The sequence below is a fragment of the Spartinivicinus marinus genome, assembly GCF_026309355.1.
Lineage (GTDB): Bacteria > Pseudomonadota > Gammaproteobacteria > Pseudomonadales > Zooshikellaceae > Spartinivicinus > Spartinivicinus marinus.
Genome location: NZ_JAPJZK010000001.1, coordinates 1,254,733 through 1,274,452, shown reverse-complemented (window position 1 = coordinate 1,274,452; position 19,720 = coordinate 1,254,733). Strand labels below are relative to the sequence as shown.

Here is a 19,720-nt window from a genome sequence, read left to right as displayed (position 1 = left end):
AGATGGCCTAAAAAATCACATCTAAAAACCTCGCTTGCTCTGTTAGCTGCTCTTGCAAAAAATGGATTAATCGGCGGCATCGTTCGGGTAAAATTTGCCGAAGGGGGTACACTGCATAAAGTGCCCCAACTGGTATTGTATATTCTGACAATAACGGCACTAGTCGTCTGGCAGTAATGTCTGTTTGCACCTCCCAAATGGATTTTTGGGCGATACCAGCCCCTGCCACGGCCCATTGCCGTAGAATTTCACCATCATTGGTGTGACGGTACCCCATGATTGGAATTTCAAAAACATTATCAGCTAGGGAAAAGCGCCAGTGTTGGATATGATTAAGCACTAAACACTGGTGATTAGTTAAATCATAAGGCGTTTGAGGGCTACCATGGTCTTCAATATAAGTGGGTGATGCACAAATGATCTGTTGGTTAGGTGCTATTTTTAATGCTTTTAGGCGGCTATCGCTTTGTGGGCCAATACAAATAATTAAATCAACATTTGACCAATTAATGTTTCCAATGGGGTCGCTGGTCAGCAGTTCTACTGATATTTCTGGATGCAAATTAGCAAATTGTTCTAATAGTGGACATATGCATTGCCGTCCAATATCTGCTGGTGCGCTGATACTAATATTACCAATTAAGTCGGTTGGCTGATGAGCTAAGTGTTGCTCTAGTACTTCAAGCTCATTCAGAATTCGCTGACTGCTTTCCAGCACCCGTTCACCTACGGCAGTAAACTGTAGGGTGGTTGCTTCAGGCTCCTGCAGCTGCAAATGGAGTGCACTCTCCAACTGTTTAATCGTTTCAATAACGGGATAGTTTTTATCTGTCAGACTACCTCCCACAGCAAACCCATTTTCTTGGATGATTTTTGCCAGATTAATCATTTCCATCAGGTTAAGCTGTAGTTGGTTTGGCATTGCATCTAACCTTGTCGTGTAATATATGATAATTAGACAGCGCAAGTGACTGTTAGTTAAGGGCTCCTTTAATATAAGATGCTTATGAGGGCTTTAACCTTTTTGCTAAGAAACTGTTAGAATAGCGGCCGCTATGTGGGGAGGAGTGATCTTTCCCTAACCAAAACAAAATGAATAGCCTGAGCCTTTTGTTGTAAGAGGAGCACTAGCCCCCATGACTGTAATTCGCCAAGATGATTTTATCGATAGCATGGCTGATGCCTTGCAGTTTATTTCCTACTATCACCCCATTGACTTTATTCAAGCTGTACATGAGGCCTATCAAAAAGAAGAGTCTCAAGCGGCTAAGGATGCAATGGCGCAAATTCTGATTAACTCCAGAATGTGTGCAGAAGGTAAACGCCCCATTTGTCAGGATACTGGCATCGTCACGGTATTTTTAAAAATAGGGATGAATGTGCAGTGGGATGCCAAGTTAAGCGTTGAAGACATGGTGAATGAAGGGGTTCGCCGGGCCTATACTCATCCTGATAATGTTTTGCGTGCTTCTATTTTGGCAGACCCAGCAGGTCAGCGAGCGAATACCAAAGATAACACCCCAGCGGTTATTCATATGCAAGTGGTGCCCGGTGATACGGTAGAAGTGCATGTGGCAGCAAAAGGCGGTGGTTCTGAAAATAAAACCAAAATGGTGATGCTAAACCCAAGCGACAGCATTGTTGATTGGGTGGTGAAAACTGTACCCACCATGGGGGCTGGCTGGTGTCCACCAGGTATGTTGGGGATTGGGATTGGTGGCACAGCAGAAAAAGCGGCTGTATTAGCTAAAGAGTCTTTAATGGACCCTATTGATATTCATGAGCTGCGTGCAAGAGGTCCACAAAATCGGGTTGAAGAATTGCGTCTGGAAATCATGGATGCGGTTAATAAGCTAGGTATTGGTGCCCAAGGGCTAGGCGGTTTAACCACAGTATTGGATGTTAAAATTAAAGATTACCCCACTCATGCAGCGTCGTTGCCTGTTTGTATGATTCCTAACTGTGCCGCTACTCGTCACGCGCACTTTGCACTGAATGGTGATGGCCCAGCATTGCAAACACCTCCTAGCATAGATAACTGGCCAGATATTACTTGGGATGTGGGCCCAAATGCCCGCCGGGTTGATTTAAACAATATTACACCTGAAGAAGTCCAAAGCTGGCAGCCAGGCGAAACCGTGTTGCTGTCTGGTAAAATGCTGACTGGCCGGGATGCTGCCCATAAGAAAATGCTAGAAATGATTGCTAATGGTGAGCAGCTACCAGTTGATTTAAAAAATCGTTTTATTTACTACGTTGGTCCTGTAGACCCTGTTCGTGAAGAAGTAGTTGGCCCCGCAGGCCCAACAACCTCAACCCGGATGGATAAATTTACCCATACCATGCTGGAAACCACTGGGCTGCTAGGGATGATTGGTAAAGCCGAGCGTGGTCAAGTAGCTATCGATGCCATCAAACAGTTTGGTGCGGTTTACTTGATGGCTGTAGGCGGTGCGGCTTACCTGGTGTCGAAAGCGGTTAAAGAGGCTAAAGTAGTTGCCTTTCCTGAACTAGGTATGGAAGCTATTTACGAGTTTGATGTGCAGGATATGCCGGTAACTGTAGCGGTTGATAGTAAAGGGACTTCTGTACATCAAACAGGGCCACAAGAATGGCAGGCGAAAATTATGCAAGCTGAGCCCGTGGAAGTTCAGTAAACTGTAATCCTTGTTGAGGTTGGCGTAATTAAAAGCATGAGTGCTGCGTCAGCCTCACAACTCTGCTGCTTTTTCTTTGCTCCTTCTTACCCTGACAAATAACACTGCATCATCTACCGCTTTTTTTACTTTTGATTCCATCTCAACCCGCTCATTGGGCGACAAGTAATAGGCCATATCAATATCATAATGAATATATCGTGGCGGTAAGTGGTTTAATGCTACGCAGGCAATATCAGGTAAATATTCAGTAAGCGTTGGATCGCGCTGGTATTTATCGAAAATATAATCCACTACCAAATGTTCATAATAATTATGGAATTCTTCTTGTAAGGCCATTCTGGGTAAACCTTTATGGGCTACGGCACTTTAAACTTATTAAGAATAGGCGCTCAATGAGAAGAGACGCTATCACAAGTGTAGCTCATACCGTGACATGTTACTGATGAATCCCATATTGAGCTAAGATTTTTTGGTATTGGCCGGTTTGCTTGAGTTGATCAAGTGTTTTTTGCCAGCGCTGGCTTGCATCTACTAAGTTAAGTGAAGCGGCAATGTACATTTGAATAGTTATGTCGTTAAAAGCAATACGTACTGCGTTGGTAGGCTGGTTTAGTTGTTTGACGACATGCTGAGTCATCAGCCCAGTGGTATACCAGGCATCAAATCGACCTTTTAACAGCATACTCGCATTAATATTTTCACTACTAACCAGTTGTAGGTTATTGAATCCGAGTTTTTGCAGTCTAACTGCGGTGGGGGCTCCACGGTTCACTCCTACTTTTAGTGGAATAAAGTCCTTAATACTACTGTATTGTTGGGTATTTTGTTTTTGTACTGCAAAGGTAAATGCATCCATCAAAATAGGCCCAATCCATAAATACTGCTTTTCACGGTAAGGTAGTCGAGCGATGGGAAAAATCATAATATTTTTCCCATGAGACATTTTAATTGCCCGAGCCCAGGGTCTTAATACAATTAGTTTTTTATAGCCGACTTGTTGCATCATAGCTTTTACAATATCTGTGGCTACACCAGTGAGTTGACTATTTTGGGTATAGGCATAAGGGGGTAATTCACCAGTAATCACGTCAAAATTACTATAAGCAGGGCTGGCTATTAAAAATAGATTAAGCAAAAAAACGGTAAGCAGTGATGTGAATAGATGGCTAGCAGGCTGCATTGTTTACTCTATTTGATTAAGACCAACCTGCTAGTAATTTTAGTTAACAGATACCTATTTGCATGGTTAGGCTTCCTCAGTAGTTACCTCGCGCATTGGGTTATTTGGATGTTGTGTCCAATTTAAATAGGGTTGACTCACGGGTTGTGGCTCCATGGTGATGCAGTCAGTCACAGGGCAGGTGATTTGGCATAAATTACAGCCTACACAGTTTTCATCAATGACTTCATATACTCGCTGTTGATTATGCTCGGCTGCTTTTATGGCCTGGTGAGAAGTGTCCTCACAAGAGGCAAAGCAGCGACCACAACCAATGCATAAATCCGGGTCGATTCTAGCCAGGGTTTTATAATTTAGATCTAAATATTTCCAATCAGTTAAGTTCGGAATAGCCTTGCCAACAAAATCATTAAGGGTTTTAAAGCCTTTGCTGGCCATCCACTGACTTAATCCATCAGTGAGTTCATCAATGATTGTAAAGCCATAAATCATGGCTGCAGTGCAAACCTGGACAGTACCAGCCCCTAACACCATAAACTCGGCTGCATCCCGCCAGGTCGTGATACCACCAATACCGGAAATAGGTAGCCCATGGGTGGTTGGATTTCTAGCAATTTGTCCTACCATATTTAATGCTATTGGCTTAACGGCAGGTCCACAGTAACCACCACTGGTTACTTTACCACCTACAGCTGGAGCACCGACCATGGTATCCAGATCAATAGAGGTGATGGAATTAATGGTGTTGATCAATGAGACCGCATCGGCACCACCTTTTTTAGCTGCCATAGCAGGGTGCAAAATGTTACTGATATTGGGGGTGAGTTTGACAATAACGGGTAGAGATGAGTAATGCTTACACCAGTTGGCGACCATTTCTACATACTCAGGCACTTGCCCAACCGCAGAACCCATTCCACGCTCTGGCATACCATGGGGACAACCGAAGTTTAACTCTATAGCGTCCGCACCAGTATCCTCCACCTGTCGTAAAATATTACGCCAGGAGTCTTCATTACAAGGCACCATTAATGAAACTACCATGGCTCGGTCTGGCCAGTTGCGTTTTACATCGCGAATTTCTTGTAAATTAATGGCTAACGGGCGGTCTGAAATTAGTTCAATATTATTAATCCCAATTAAGTTGCCATACATATCATGGTGAGGCGAATAACGAGAAGACACATTCACTGGGTGTGGGTCTTCACCCAAGGTTTTCCAGACAACGCCACCCCAGCCCGCTTCAAAAGCACGATTCACATTGTACGCTTTATCTGTAGGGGGGGCGGATGCTAACCAAAATGGATTGGGGGATTTTACGCCAATAAAATCACTGGTTAAGTCGGTCATTACTCTCCCTCCTTAGCCATTAAAAACTGATGAATAGCCAGAGCAGCCTGTTTTCCTTGTTGCACAGCAGTGACTGTTAGATCTTCGCCAGGGTTAATACAATCACCACCTGCAAATACTTTATCCAGAGAGGTCTGGTAATGATTAAGTATTTTTATTTTTCCCTGCTCATGTTCTATATATGCTTTTTTATCTTTTACATGGGGAGCATCAGGGTTAAATGCTGTATCGGCTAATGATTGACCAATGGCTTTAAAAATGAAGTCGGTGGGTACAATTAAAAATTCACCATTACCTTGTAACTTACCCTTAATGAGTTGGGTATGTTCAAACTCAATGGCAAGCAGTTGCTTTTTATCAGTAATAATTTTGACGGGCTTGACCCAGGGTATGATTTTAATACCATGCAATAGGGCTAAATATTGTTCTTTTTCGGTTGCCCCCATTTGCTCTCGACCACGACGGTAAGCCACCGTTACTTCTTTTGCCCCGAGTTTTTTTAACTGTACAGCAATATCAATAGCGGTATTACCTCCGCCAATAACCACGGCAGTTTTATTGGTGGGAAGCATCTTTAGATTTTGTTGACGTATTTGTTCTATATATTCAATTGCATCAATGACTTGGGGGTGATTTTCCCCTTCAAGCCCTAATTGACGACTGTTAGCTAGACCTATCGCTAAAAAAACAGCATCATAACTTTCCTGTAATTCATTAAGGTGAAAATCAACACCCAGGGTTAAGTTGGTGTGAAGCTTAATACCGCCAATCGCAAGAATTTTATCGACTTCTTGCTGGGCATAATCATGAATGAGTTTATAGGCTGCAATACCGTATTCATTAAGGCCGCCAGGTTTTGCTTTGGCTTCAAATAAATCGATAGTATGCCCTTGTTGAGCAAGCTGATGAGCACAAGCTAAACCCGCAGGGCCAGCCCCAACCACAGCAATTTGTTTATGGGTAGCTGGTTTCCGATTAAAAGGGTAGGGTGCGCCAGCTAAGCTATCAACGGCATAACGCTGTAATAAGCCAATTTGTACAGGCTGACACTCAGGCTCTTTATTTCTGACACAAGCTTGTTGGCAGAGAGTTTCAGTAGGGCAAACCCGGGCACAGCTACCACCTAATATATTATCTTGTAAAATGGTTTTAGCAGCACCAATTGGGTTATTTGCGCTAATTTTACGAATAAAACTGGGAATATTAATTCCCGTTGGACAGGCATCAATACAAGGTGCATCGTAACAAAATAAACACCGAGCTGATTCGATTTTTGCTTCTAAAGTGGATAATGGTGGATGCAAATCATCAAAATGATAGCTTTCACTATCAGTAATGTTTGCCTCTGCTAAGTTGATTTTTTCTTGCATAATTAAATTTACTAATCACAGTTCAAAGTTTTTTGTTTTAAACTCTCTTTCCTTTTAAAAGCATCGAGAAACTACTTCGATTAAGCTCCTTCTACCCTATTAATTCAGATTTATTCTTTATTCTCCAATATTCTTCCTCCGCTCATGAAGGGACCCTCCTTGGCCCATCATGAGCTAAAGCGACATCCATGTCGCAGCTACAGAATACCCTGTTACCCCATATCCGCTAACATTTGCAATAGCTTCAGAGGGAAAACCTAATTTGCTTACTATTAACGTTTAATAGCAAAAGGCGCGTTATACTCCGCTTGCTTAGTTAACGTCTCATAAATTCCTGGGTAGGGAGGTCTGTTAATGTAACGACCTGTGCCTGGTTTGGTAAATAATTTACCTTCACTCCAAGCCAATTTACCTCCTTGAATCGTATGGTTAGGAATACCTTTAACCGTTTTTCCTTCGAAAATATTAAAGTCAATCCGTTGGTGATGAGTTTTAGCTGAAATAGTGCGGGTGCCATCTGGATCCCAAACCACTAAATCAGCATCGGCACCTACTCTAATACAGCCTTTTTGCGGAAATAAATTAAAGATTTTCGCCGTGTTAGTTGAGGTTAGGGCAACAAAGTCATGTTTAGATAGTTTGCCTGTGTTGACGCCTTCATGCCAAAGTACTGCCATTCTGTCTTCTATTCCTGCAGTGCCGTTAGGAATTTTGGTAAAGTCACCTTTGCCCATGGCTTTTTGTTCATTGCAAAAACAACAATGATCGGTTGCAGTAGTTTGTAAATGACCCGCTTGTAACCCATGCCATAGAGCCTGTTGATGATGTTTAGGGCGGAAGGGTGGGCTCATAACATAACCCGCTGCTTGTTGCCACTCGGGGTGCAGGTAAACACTATCATCAATTAATAAATGACCAGCAAGACACTCACCGTATATATGAAAACCATGATCACGGGCATAGCGAATTTCATCAACCGCATCTTGAGTAGAGACATGTACTAAATAAAGAGGGGCTCCTAGCGTTTGAGCGATCCTGATGGCACGGCTGGCAGCTTCTCCTTCCACTTGAGGGGGGCGAGAAAGAGGATGGCCTTCAGGCCCAGTAATACCTTTTTCAATCAGCTGTTGTTGTAAGTGGTAAACTAACTCACCATTTTCAGCATGAACGGTTGGAATAGCGCCAAGCTCTAAACACCGAGAAAAACTGGCAACCAATACATCATCTGTTGCCATAATGGCATTTTTATAGGCCATAAAATGTTTAAAGCTATTAACACCATGCTCTTTAACTAAAGTTTCCATTTCCTGATAAACAGAGTCATCCCACCAGGTGATAGCCACATGGAAGGAATAATCAGCGGTGGCTTTCGCCGCCCATTCACGCCAAATGTGGTATGCCTCTAATAATGACTGCCTGGGGTTCGGGATTACAAAATCAATAATCATGGTTGTCCCGCCAGCGAGTCCTGCTGCTGTACCTGTATAGAAATCTTCACTGGCAACTGTACCCATAAAAGGCAACTGCATATGAGTGTGGGGATCGATACCTCCGGGCATTACCAGTTGACCATCGGCATCTATTTTTTGGGTATGAACAGGTACATCCAGTTGTTGGCCAATGGCTGATATTTTTCCATCATCACCACAATAAATATCTGCCTGATAGGATTCTTCGTGGGTAACAATGGTGCCATTTTTTATTAGTAGAGACATACTAACCCCTTATATATAGTTTTAATAGTTATTCGCCTTTTGTCAGTACCTCATAAGCTTCTGGTCGTCTATCTCGAAAAAACTGCCACTGATTTCGAACTTCTCTCACCAGTTCTAAATTTAAGTCACAGATTAATAGCTCATCTTTATCTTCACTGGCCTGGGCTTCTATTTCACCGCGAGGGTTTACAAAATATGAGGAACCATAAAAAGTGCCAATATCCCATGGTGCTTCATTACCAATTCGGTTAATTGCAGCAATATAACAGCCATTAGCAACGGCAGCGGCTGGTTGTTCTAACTCCCACAAATATTTGGATAAGCCAGCAACGGTGGCTGAAGGGTTGAAAATAATTTCCGCACCATTAAGCGCTAACGCTCGCCAACCCTCTGGGAAGTGACGGTCATAGCAAATATAAACACCAATCTTGCCGTATTGTGTTTCAAAGACGGGCCAATTAGATTGCCCTGGCTTGAAAAAGAATTTTTCCCAAAAACCTGCTACTTGAGGAATATGGGTTTTACGGTATTTTCCTAAATATTCACCATTAGCATCGATCACTGCAGCTGTATTATAGTAAACGCCAGGGATGTCTTCCTCGTAAATAGGTGCAATAATGACCATTTGATGTTTTTTGGCATATTGCTTTAACAGTTGTATGGTTGGGCCATCTGGCACTTTTTCCGCAGCAGCATACCACTTAGTATCTTGACTGGGGCAAAAGTAAGGTTGATTGAAAACCTCTTGCATACATAGAATTTGTACGCCTTTTTCCCCTGCCTGATCAATTAATTGAATATGAGCTTCATTCATTAAGTCACGGATAGTTTCGGGCGATTCGTTAGTATCCGCTTTTAGGCCCATTTGAATTAGGCCTGCCTTTATTTTTTTCATAAATTTCCTTATATACACTTCGCGAATGTTTTTATACCCCTAGGGCACAAGGGCTTTGTTACCTTCGCTTTGAGTCTATACCGTTTTTTCTTTACACCTAAAAATTATTCTTTTTAACTATAAATGTGCAAGCTAATACTGACTTTACTGGTAATTGATTTTTTACGTCAGGTGCTTTAGCACTTTACTCACAGTTTCCACCAGCCTATCAATGTGTTGTTTCTCAATAATCAACGGTGGTGAAAAAGCGATGGTATCACCTGTTGTACGAATTAGCAGCCCTGCTTCATAGGCATTAAGAAATGCCTGAAAAGCACGTTTGCCAGGTGAACCGGCAACGGGTTCTAACTCAATAGCGCCAATTAACCCTAAGTTGCGTATATCAATCACAAAAGGCAAGTTCATCATACTATGCATGGCATCCTCCCAGTATTGATATATGCCATCCTGGCGTTGAAAAAGTTTTTCTTCTTCATATACATCTAGTGCTGCTAAAGCGGCGGCACAGGCTAATGGATGTCCTGAAAAAGTATAACCATGAAATAACTCAACCGTATGCTCAGGGCCATGCATAAAGGCTTGATAAATTTCATCGCTTATCATTACAGCCCCCATAGGAACAGTACCATTAGTCAGCCCTTTGGCTGTAGTAAGGATATCGGGAATTACTCCAAAATAGTTGGTAGCAAATGAATCTCCCAGCCGACCAAAGCCAGTGATTACTTCATCGAAAATCAATAAAATATCATGTTGATCACAAATAGCGCGTAACTTTTCGAGGTACCCTTTTGGGGGAAGCAAAACACCTGCAGAGCCAGCAATAGGTTCAACAATCACTGCTGCGACCGTTGATGGGTCATGCAAATTCAGTAAATCATTAAGGACATCTGCTTTTTCCATACCATGGCTTGGTAATCCTCTGGAAAAAGCATTTTTGGATATATCGTGAGTGTGAGGTAAATGGTCAACATTACCCAGTAGGTTGGCAAACATTTTACGGTTGGCCACCATTCCGCCTACAGACATTCCTCCAAAATTGACACCATGATACGCACGTTCACGCCCGATTAATAAAGTTTTTTGTCCTTGTCCTTTGGCTCGGTGGTAAGCTAAAGCTATTTTAAGCGCAGTTTCTACTGACTCAGAACCAGACCCTGTATAAAACACATGTTGTAAACTGTTAGGAAGTAAATTCGTCAAGCGATTAGCTAATTCAAAAGCTTTTGGGTGACCCATTTGAAAAGCGGGTGAATAGTCAAGTTCTGCTACTTGTTGTTGAACAGCACTAACAATTTTGCTGTGGCAGTGGCCAGCATTAACACACCATAAACCCGCAATGCTATCCATCACTTCTAGGTTTTCTGGGGTGTAATAAAACATTCCCTTTGATTTTGTAAACATTCGAGGAGATTGTTTGAACTGTCTATTGGCGGTAAACCCCATCCAATAAGCACTTAGGTTATTTTCCATTCTGGTACTCTTAAAATTAACCAATTAGTTTCAAGTGTTGGACAACAATAGTCGATGAATTAGGCAAAAAATTGTGTTGATTTAAAAATTAACTGTTAATTGAGCAAACAAAATAGGTGAGCGTTAATTTATATTTTTTATTATACTCTTTGCTGTGAGTATATATCTCATTATGAATGGCTGTTAGGTCATGTTGTCACTAGAAGCTATTCATATTTAACAATATACCTAAGATTTAACAATATACCTAAGTGTACTCTCCAAAAGCTGACCAGGCTGTTAAGATTTGTAACTTGTTTTGTTTCTAAAGACTGTGATAAAAAAAGTCAATATCAATCATGAAAAAGTTGAGAGTATGATTTTTAGTAATAAATTTATTTGCTTGAAGGCATAAATAATGTTTTGTGTAAAAGTGAGCATGCACGATAATTGATAGTCATTCTTATTTTTTGTTGTCTTCGCTCCTTACCCCAATCACCTGCTTGCGCAGAGGCCATAAACAATTTTTAGAGGTGCCTTGAGTCGGTTGAGGCGGATTCAACTAACAAGTGCAACTACGCGTTTTCTTCCTTTTCACGCTTGCGGTCAGCAACGCTTTTTTTACCACTAATACCGGAAGGTATTTTCACAATTTCGCCACCCGATTTGAGGAATGCAACGGTTTGCTCTTCAATACTCTGGTGGGTAACCGCTTTTCTAATAAACATAAGTAAACTCTTCAATTCACAGCATTCTTATAGTAAGTATAGTTGAGCCAGAGGTTCTCTCTATACTCAATGCTAATCGTATTAAGGATTTGACTGGCAGAGTGGTCAGCAATTTAAGGTAACAGCTTTATGCATGGATCACTAGAGAGCAGTGTCAGAGTGTCTAGCAGGGTTTTCATGAATGGCTTAGCGGCCTGCGAAAAGTATATGAATGATAAAGCAGGCCGCTAGCTGCTAAGGCTTATTTGCCTTTGCATTATTAATTATAGCTAAATTTAAAAAATTACGAATTTGACTGAAAACATAATCTTGTTGTCTAACCTATGATAAGGTGGTAACTAAAGTAGGTTTACTACAGCCTATAGAGCTATTACGTATAAAAAATGCAATGAAAGAGGTTTTTAATCAGTGTCGGTTCATAACACTACCCTTAAGACTGCCCATTTTAAAATTAATGGTCAAAGCCTGAGTGTTGCATTAGCAGACGTTCTGGAAACTGTAAGAAAAAGCAAACTAAGCCCAGATGTTTACAAAGCTATAAGTAATGCAATTAATGATAGCTTTCAATGGTTCATAGACAATGCCATTGATGTAATGAATGATCCTGCTCAAATGACTTTTTTTGTTGATTATCTTGTTCTTAATGCCGACTTGCACTTTAGAGAGCTTCTAAGTTTTCTGGATGAACTGGCCAAATTACTTGGGATAATTAAAAATTTATGACAATGGTATACCCAATGCGTAGGATTTTTAGGTGAGGCCATCAAGTGACGAAGCCTCATGAGCCTATATTAATAGGTGATTGGGGTGACAGTTAAATGCTCCATGCATTAACTGCATTCACACCATCCTTGGTGATTAGGAACGATGATAACAAAGCCTAAAAATGATTCGCGACGGATATATCTCTAATGCGACTTGTTTGTGGGTAGGTCATATAACATTTACGAATTAATTTAGGCTCTTTTCTGAAAAATGCTGTATTGCTCATCTAATGTTTTGTATTGCAGGCGAGTTGGAGTTAAATTTATCGTCTCCTGATGGCCAAGAATTAATGTGCCAAATCGACAAAGACTATTATATAAAAGATGGTGCACACGGCTGCGTAATGTTTCATTAAAATAAATCATGACATTGCGACAAAAAATGACAGTAAATTCGTTAAAAGAACTATCTGTTACTAAGTTGTGCTTTGCAAAGACGATTTTATTGCGTAGCTCTGGTGCTAAAATAGCGTGATCATATTTTGCAGTATAATAACGAGAAAATTCTTTTTTGCCGCCTGCTTTAAGATAATTAGTTGTATACGTTTGCATAACTTGTAATGGGAAAATACCCTCTTTGGCTTTTTTTATGGCCACCTCATTGATATCTGTGGCATAAATGGTTGCCTTGTCAGCAAGTTGTTCTTCTTGTAGCAAAATGGCAAGAGAATAAACTTCTTCTCCTGTAGAACAACCAGCATGCCAAATTCGAATGGAAGGGTAGGTATGTAAAACAGGAACAATTTTTTTCCTGAAAGCCAAATACATACCTACATCTCTAAACATAGAGGTAACATTAACAGACAGGTTTAATAGAAACCGCTCCATTACCTGTTGGCTATGTAAAATTTTATTTTGTACGTCTGATATAGAATTAATATTCTCCAGCTCCATGAAGCTTTGAATACGCCTAGCTAAAGAAGCACGTGCATATTGACGAAAGTCAAAGCCATAATGCCGAAAAATACCCTCACAAAGAAGATCAATCTCAATATCTTCTAATTTTTTTGCTGAGGCCTGTTGTATCAGCTGAGAACTATTTTGGAGATAGCCCGTGAAGCCTCTCATTTTAACACTGTTCTTTGTATAGCCATACACGTACAAGAGAAAGTAGTTGCTCGGTATCAATAGGTTTAACAATATAGTCTGATGCACCTGCATCTAGACATTTTTGTCGGTCTTCCTTCATAGCCTTGGCGGTGACAGCAATAATTGGAATTCCTTTAAACTGGTTTATTTTTCTAATGGCTCCCATTGTTTCATAACCATCCATTTCAGGCATCATGATGTCCATCAATATGATTTCTATGTCTGGGTGACTTTTCAGTGTTTCAATGGCTTGCTTGCCACTTTCTGCATATAAAGTAATGCTATCATGTGCTTCGAAAATAGACGTTAGCGTAAAAATGTTACGCACATCATCATCAACTACCAATATTTTTCGACCGGCCAACTGTGGGTCATTTTCATGCACTTGCTGTAACATTTGTCTTTTCGGCTCAGGCAGGTTTGCTTCGATGCGATGTAAAAATAAGGAGGTTTCATCGAGTAAACGCTCAGGCGATTTTACATTTTTGATAATAATGGTCTCAGCTACTGAACTTAACCTGGTTTCTTCTTCTGGAGTGATTTCCTTTCCTGTGTAAACAATAATGGGTAAATTAACCAGGGATTCTTGATGTTTGATATTTTCTATTAATTCAAAGCCACTCATATCCGGTAGCATTAAATCCAGTACCATGCAGTGGAATTTTTTCTCATTTAACGCAGCGAGCCCCTCTTCAGCTGTGGCAACAGCAGTCACTTTTACATCGCCGTTACCAATGAGATCGATAATCGCTGACCGTTGTTTTTCATCATCCTCAATAACAAGTAGTTGTTTTTCATTCAACTGTTGAAACTCGACAATTTGATCAAAAATACTTTTTAAACGGTCATCGTCTAATGGTTTTTGTAAACAGGAAATTGCACCTTGTTTTAGACTGCGTTGGGTTACATCATCAATAGATATAACATGTACTGGAATATGTCGAACATTAGGGTCATGCTTTATACGATCTAGCACTGTCCAGCCATTCATTATAGGTAGCTTAATATCTAAAATAATGGCATCGGGACGATATTCTTGGGCACAAAATAGCCCCGCATCGCCACTTGAGGCCACAATACCCTTAAAGCCTTTTTCTCGGGCATGTTCTAGTAATATTCTGGAAAAGTGATGGTCATCTTCAATAATTAATACTGTTCGATCGCCAGGTTTCAGATAAGTGCGATCATCTTCTATTTCAGTTAAAGTGTGTTCGATGACGGTTTGACTGGTTGTTGTATCCAACACTGTTGTTTCAAACAAAGGGACATTTTGTTTCTTGGGCTCGACTACTTGCCACTTTTCTGCTTGCCACTTTTCTGCGTTTTCACTCAAATGAGGCGAGTCAGGGTAAACTTGTGGTAAGAAAAGGGTAAACGTACTCCCTTTACCTACCTCACTTTGTAAAACAATCTCACCACCTAATAACGCCGATATTTCACGACTGATGGATAAACCTAAACCAGTGCCACCAAACCGACGGCTGGTAGTACCATCGGCTTGTTGGAAGGCTTCAAAAATCAATTGGGTTTTATCTGGCGCAATCCCAATGCCGGTGTCTGCAACTGAAAAAGCGATTACCATTTTTGCTTCATTTAATGTGTGAATATGTTCACTCCAGCCTGAACGAGCAGGGTGGATAATAAAGCTTACTTGCCCAGTGTTGGTGAATTTAATGGCATTAGATAAAAAGTTTTTAATCACTTGCTGTAAGCGTTTTTCATCAGTTTGAATAGCGGCAGGCAAACTACTATCAGCTTTGGTATTAAATTCTAAACCTTTATTTTCTGCCATTTGTTGGAAGCTGCGTACAGCCCAGTTTTGGATGCGATGGAGGAAAATATCACTAATCTGAACCGACATTTTACCTGCTTCAATTTTGGCAAGGTCTAGAATTTCATTAATTAATTCCAGTAGCTCGATACCCGAATCGTGAATAGTATTCATCTTCTCAATTTGTTTTTTGGTCAGATTTTTATCAATATTTTTTCGTAATCCATCGGATAACACCATTAAACTATTAAGTGGGGTACGTAACTCATGGGACATATTTGCCAAGAATTCAGACTTATATTTTGAAGATAATGCCAGTTGCTGGGCTTTCTCTTCAATTTGGGCTTTGGCTTCTTCCACTTCCCGGTTTTTATTTTCTACTTCTCGCTTTTGTTCTGCTAATACTTTGGATTTTTTCTCCAGTTCTTCGTTAGTTTGTTGTAATTCTTCTTGTTGGCTTTTTAGTTTGGTTTCTGACTCTTTTAAATTTCGTGCTTGAGCTTCAAGCTTTTCATTGGTTTCTTTAAGTTCTTGTTGTTGCGCTTGTAGTTCTTGAGAAAGTGATTGTGACGCGCGCAATAAGCTTTCTGTTTGAGAGCTGGCGCTTACTGCGTTAGCTACAACGCCTAGGCTGGTCATCAATTGATCAAGAAAAGTCAGCACAACTTCACTAAAAGGCTCAAAGGAGGCAAGCTCAATAACAGCCAGTAATTCATTTTCAAACAAAACGGGTAATACAACTACATGTAAAGGGGCAGACTCGCCTAAACCAGAGCAAATTTTAATGTAATCACTGGGCACTTGATGAACGATAATGCGTTTTTTCTCTCGTGCTGCTTGACCAACTAGGCCCTGACCCACTTCAAATAAGTTCGCTATTGACTTGCGCTCGTGATAGGCATAACTGGCTAACAACGCTAACTCAGGTTTTTTGGGTTTGTCATCAGTGCCTTGATCCAGAATATAATAAACCCCATGCTGTGCTGCAATAGTTGGGCAAAGCTCTCGAATAACCACCTCTGCCAGGCTTTGTAAGCTTTTATTGCCTTGCATGAGCTGGCCAAATTTAGATAAATTGGTTTTTAACCAGTCTTGTTCAATATTGATATCAGACGTTTCTTTTAGGGTAAGAATCATTTGATTCAGGCCATTTTTCAGGGTTTCTACTTCACCGCGTGCTGCAACATCAATACTGCCTGTTAGATTTCCTTTGGTGACCTCTGTTACCACTGTTAAAATAGACCGAATTTGTCGGGTGAGGTTGTCGGCTAACTCATTTACGTTTTCAGTTAAATCTTTCCAAATACCTTTTGTATTGGGTACATCTGCTTGGCCGCCGAGTTTACCTTCAGTACCAACCTCTTTGGCAACAAAGGTGACCTGATTGGCAAATAGCGACAGGGTGTCAATCATTGAGTTGATGGTTTCTTTCAAGGCCAGCACTTCGCCTTGGGCTTCTACGGTAATTTTCTGTTCTAAGTCACCACGGGCTACGGCAGCGGCTACGCGGGCTATATCACGCACTTGGTCAGTCAGGTTTTTCGCTAACTTATTTACATTGAGGGTCAGGTCACCCCATGCACCTGTTACCCCTGTCACTTCTGCTTGAACCCCCAGCTTGCCCTCAGTTCCAACCTCTTGGGCTACCCGGGTCACTTCCGATGCAAATTGCGTTAGCTTATCCACCATGGTGTTGATGGTATTTTTAAGCTCGAGTATTTCCCCTCGAGCATTGACGGTGATTTTTTGGCTTAAGTCACCATTAGCCACAGCGGTGGCCACCGTGGCAATATTTCGAACTTGGTTGGTGAGGTTATCGGCCATGCCGTTCACATTGTCTGTGAGTTCCTGCCATGCACCAGACACACCTCGAACAACGGCTTTACCGCCTAATTTACCTTCGGTGCCCACTTCTTGAGCTACCCGGGTCACTTCAGAAGCAAACTGAGTCAGCTTATCTACCATGGTGTTGATGGTGTTTTTCAATTCTAGGATTTCACCTTTAGCATCAACGGTGATTTTCTGGGCTAAGTCGCCGTTCGCCACGGCGGTGGCCACGGTAGCGATATTCCGTACCTGATTGGTCAGGTTATCCGCCATGCCATTCACGTTATTGGTTAGGTCTTGCCAAACACCGGCAACATCTTCAACGTTAGCTTTGCCTCCCAACACCCCTTCAGTACCGACTTCTTGGGCAACCCGGGTGACTTCAGATGAAAACTGAGTTAATCGTTCAACCATGGTGTTGATCGTGTTTTTAAGCTCTAAAACTTCGCCGCGAGCTTCTACGGTTATTTTTTGGGTTAAGTCGCCATTAGCGACAGCGGTGGCCACCGTTGCGATATTCCGTACCTGATTGGTGAGGTTATCCGCCATGCCATTGACATTATTGGTTAACTCTCGCCATACCCCGCCCACATCACGTACGTAGGCTTTACCGCCTAATTTACCTTCGGTACCTACTTCGCGGGCCACCCGGGTCACCTCTGAAGAAAATTGGGTTAGGCTATCCACCATGGTATTAATGGTGTTTTTGAGCTCTAGTACCTCGCCGCGGGCTTCTACCGTAATTTTCTGGGTTAAGTCCCCATTGGCTACGGCGGTGGCCACCGTCGCGATATTCCGTACTTGGTTGGTGAGGTTATCCGCCATGCCATTTACGTTATTGGTCAGGTCTTGCCAAACCCCTGCGACATCAGGGACTTCCGCCTTACCTCCCAGCTTGCCCTCGGTGCCAACCTCTTGGGCTACCCGGGTGACCTCTGAAGAAAACTGAGTCAGTCGATCCACCATGGTATTGATGGTGTTTTTAAGGTCGAGCACTTCGCCACTGGCTTCTACGGTAATGCGTTGGCTCAGGTCTCCATTCGCGACAGTGGTAGCCACCGTAGCGATATTACGTACCTGGTTGGTGAGGTTGTTGGCCATGTTATTGACATTATTGGTCAGGTCTTGCCAGACACCTGCAACTTGTCTAACTTCGGCGCTGCCACCCAGTTTGCCATCTGTCCCTACCTCCCGTGCTACCCGAGTCACCTCAGAGGAAAACTGAGTCAGGCTGTCTACCATGGTGTTAATGGTGTTCTTTAGCTCTAGCACTTCCCCTTGGGCGTCAACGGTGATTTTTTGGGCTAGGTCACCATTAGCCACAGCAGTGGCCACGGTAGCAATATTACGTACCTGGTTGGTGAGGTTATCCGCCATGCCATTTACGTTATTGGTCAGGTCGCGCCAAACGCCTGCTACTTCTTTAACCTCGGCTTTACCGCCTAATTTGCCATCAGTACCCACTTCTTTAGCAACCCGGGTCACCTCAGAAGAAAACTGGGTTAAGCTATCAACCATCCTATTGATAGTGTCTTTTAACTCTAATACCTCACCCTTAGCTTCAACGGTTATTTTTTGGCTCAAGTCGCCGTTGGCCACGGCAGTTGCAACTGTGGCGATATTGCGTACCTGGCTGGTCAGGTTATCAGCCATACCATTAACATTGTTGGTCAGCTCCTGCCAGACTCCCGCAACACCGGGCACTTTGGCTTTACCACCGAGTTGCCCATCCGTCCCTACCTCTCTCGCAACCCGGGTCACTTCTGATGCAAACTGCGTGAGACGATCCACCATGGTATTAATGGTGTTTTTTAGCTCTAGCACTTCGCCTTGAGCATCAACGGTAATTTTTTGGGTAAGATCACCATTGGCCACCGCGGTAGCAACGGTCGCGATATTACGCACCTGATTGGTGAGGTTATCCGCCATGCCATTCACGTTATTGGTCAGCTCTTGCCAGACGCCAGCCACATCTCTAACTTCTGCACTGCCGCCAAGCTTGCCATCGGTACCTACTTCTCTGGAAACTCTTGTCACCTCTGAAGAAAACAGGGTAAGCCTTTCTACCATTCGGTTAATGGTTTCTTTCAGCTCAAGCACTTCACCACTGGCTTGTACGGTAATCCGCTGGCTTAAATCACCATTAGCCACAGCAGTAGCAACCGTGGCGATATTGCGTACCTGACCTGTTAGGTTGTTTGCCATACCGTTAACGCTGTTAGTCAAATCTAACCAAACCCCAGATACACCTCGAATTTTGGCTTGTCCTCCCAAAATGCCATCAGTGCCCACTTCTAAAGCTACGCGGGTGACTTCTGAGGAAAAGTTATTTAATAATTCGATCATTTGGTTGGTGGTTTTTGCTACCCGTAAAAATTCACCACGAAGCGGGCGCCCTTCAATTTCTAATGACATTGGTTCAGTTAAATCGCCTTTGGCGATAGCGGCCACGACTCGACCAAACTCACCTACGGGTTCTGCCATGCCTTCTACCGTTGCGTTATAAGCCATCACGGTATTAGCCCAGCCTCCTTTGGCGGCACTTACTGAAACTCGTTGGCTTAATTTGCCTTCGCGGCCAACGGCTTTACTGACCCGTTCAAACTCTTTCAGCATTATCTGGTTAAGCTCAACGCATTCATTAAAAGCACGAGCAATTTCTCCTGCGATACCTACCTGAGTTTCCGGCAGCCGTACTGAAAAATTACCGTTTCGATAAGCTCTTAAGGCTTTTAATAAATTGGCATGGTCAACAACCTCTGTTTTATCTTTCCATTCCTGAAGCGCTTGTAGAACTTGTTCAGTATTGACTTCCTCAATGTTGACGGTTTCTGAACCCGCTTTTTTTCTGATTCTGGTTTTGACCACAGGTGCCTCCTAAATTTTTCTTGTTATATACGTCAACAACGAGGTAATTGATTA

13 protein-coding genes are annotated in these 19,720 nt (G+C 42.3%); 2 read left to right on the top strand and 11 right to left on the bottom strand.

What is annotated here, in order from left to right:
* Positions 1–7: 7 nt before the first annotated feature.
* On the bottom strand, positions 8–922 hold the full coding sequence (locus OQE68_RS05965) for a LysR family transcriptional regulator (RefSeq protein WP_180567777.1): 915 nt from the start codon (positions 920–922) through the stop codon (positions 8–10).
* Between the two features lie 214 nt (positions 923–1,136).
* Here OQE68_RS05965 and OQE68_RS05960 point away from each other — a divergent pair, with 214 nt between their 5' ends.
* Positions 1,137–2,657: a fumarate hydratase gene (locus OQE68_RS05960; protein WP_180567776.1), complete on the top strand. Its 1,521-nt coding sequence runs from the start codon at positions 1,137–1,139 to the stop codon at positions 2,655–2,657.
* Between the two features lie 54 nt (positions 2,658–2,711).
* Here OQE68_RS05960 and OQE68_RS05955 read toward each other — a convergent pair whose 3' ends face one another.
* The 8 genes from OQE68_RS05955 to OQE68_RS05920 all read right to left on the bottom strand — a co-directional run bounded on the left by OQE68_RS05955 (position 2,712) and on the right by OQE68_RS05920 (position 11,347).
* The gene (locus OQE68_RS05955) at positions 2,712–2,996 is read right to left on the bottom strand and encodes a late competence development ComFB family protein (protein ID WP_180567775.1); all 285 of its coding nucleotides are present in this window, start codon (positions 2,994–2,996) and stop codon (positions 2,712–2,714) included.
* A gap of 100 nt (positions 2,997–3,096) precedes the next feature.
* Positions 3,097–3,840 (bottom strand): substrate-binding periplasmic protein, encoded by a 744-nt coding sequence (locus OQE68_RS05950; protein WP_180567774.1) that lies wholly within the window; start codon positions 3,838–3,840, stop codon positions 3,097–3,099.
* 66 nt (positions 3,841–3,906) lie between these two features.
* Complete coding sequence (preA, locus tag OQE68_RS05945) at positions 3,907–5,190, bottom strand: NAD-dependent dihydropyrimidine dehydrogenase subunit PreA (RefSeq protein ID WP_180567773.1); 1,284 nt, start codon at positions 5,188–5,190, stop codon at positions 3,907–3,909.
* Positions 5,190–6,560, bottom strand: coding sequence for an NAD(P)-dependent oxidoreductase (locus OQE68_RS05940; RefSeq protein ID WP_180567772.1), 1,371 nt, complete (start codon positions 6,558–6,560; stop codon positions 5,190–5,192). Before OQE68_RS05940 ends, preA begins: the two co-directional genes overlap by 1 nt.
* A gap of 272 nt (positions 6,561–6,832) precedes the next feature.
* Positions 6,833–8,275: a dihydropyrimidinase gene (gene hydA / locus OQE68_RS05935; RefSeq protein WP_180567771.1), complete on the bottom strand. Its 1,443-nt coding sequence runs from the start codon at positions 8,273–8,275 to the stop codon at positions 6,833–6,835.
* A 28-nt stretch (positions 8,276–8,303) separates the two neighbouring features.
* A complete protein-coding gene (locus tag OQE68_RS05930) occupies positions 8,304–9,170 on the bottom strand; it encodes a nitrilase-related carbon-nitrogen hydrolase (RefSeq protein WP_180567770.1) in 867 nt (288 codons plus the stop codon).
* A 162-nt stretch (positions 9,171–9,332) separates the two neighbouring features.
* On the bottom strand, positions 9,333–10,640 hold the full coding sequence (gene aptA / locus OQE68_RS05925) for an omega-aminotransferase AptA (protein WP_180567769.1): 1,308 nt from the start codon (positions 10,638–10,640) through the stop codon (positions 9,333–9,335).
* Positions 10,641–11,194: 554 nt separating this feature from the next.
* Positions 11,195–11,347, bottom strand: coding sequence for a hypothetical protein (locus OQE68_RS05920; protein ID WP_180567768.1), 153 nt, complete (start codon positions 11,345–11,347; stop codon positions 11,195–11,197).
* 408 nt (positions 11,348–11,755) lie between these two features.
* Between OQE68_RS05920 and OQE68_RS05915 the strand changes: the two genes are divergently transcribed.
* The gene (locus OQE68_RS05915; protein ID WP_180567767.1) at positions 11,756–12,070 is read left to right on the top strand and encodes a hypothetical protein; all 315 of its coding nucleotides are present in this window, start codon (positions 11,756–11,758) and stop codon (positions 12,068–12,070) included.
* Between the two features lie 233 nt (positions 12,071–12,303).
* On the opposite strand, the gene OQE68_RS05910 is transcribed toward OQE68_RS05915, so the two are convergent.
* Both OQE68_RS05910 and OQE68_RS05905 read right to left on the bottom strand, forming a co-directional pair.
* Positions 12,304–13,209, bottom strand: coding sequence for a CheR family methyltransferase (locus tag OQE68_RS05910; protein WP_266195868.1), 906 nt, complete (start codon positions 13,207–13,209; stop codon positions 12,304–12,306).
* Positions 13,181–19,666, bottom strand: a complete 6,486-nt coding sequence (locus OQE68_RS05905) for a HAMP domain-containing protein (RefSeq protein ID WP_219339971.1) — start codon at positions 19,664–19,666, stop codon at positions 13,181–13,183. Before OQE68_RS05905 ends, OQE68_RS05910 begins: the two co-directional genes overlap by 29 nt.
* Positions 19,667–19,720: the final 54 nt, after the last annotated feature.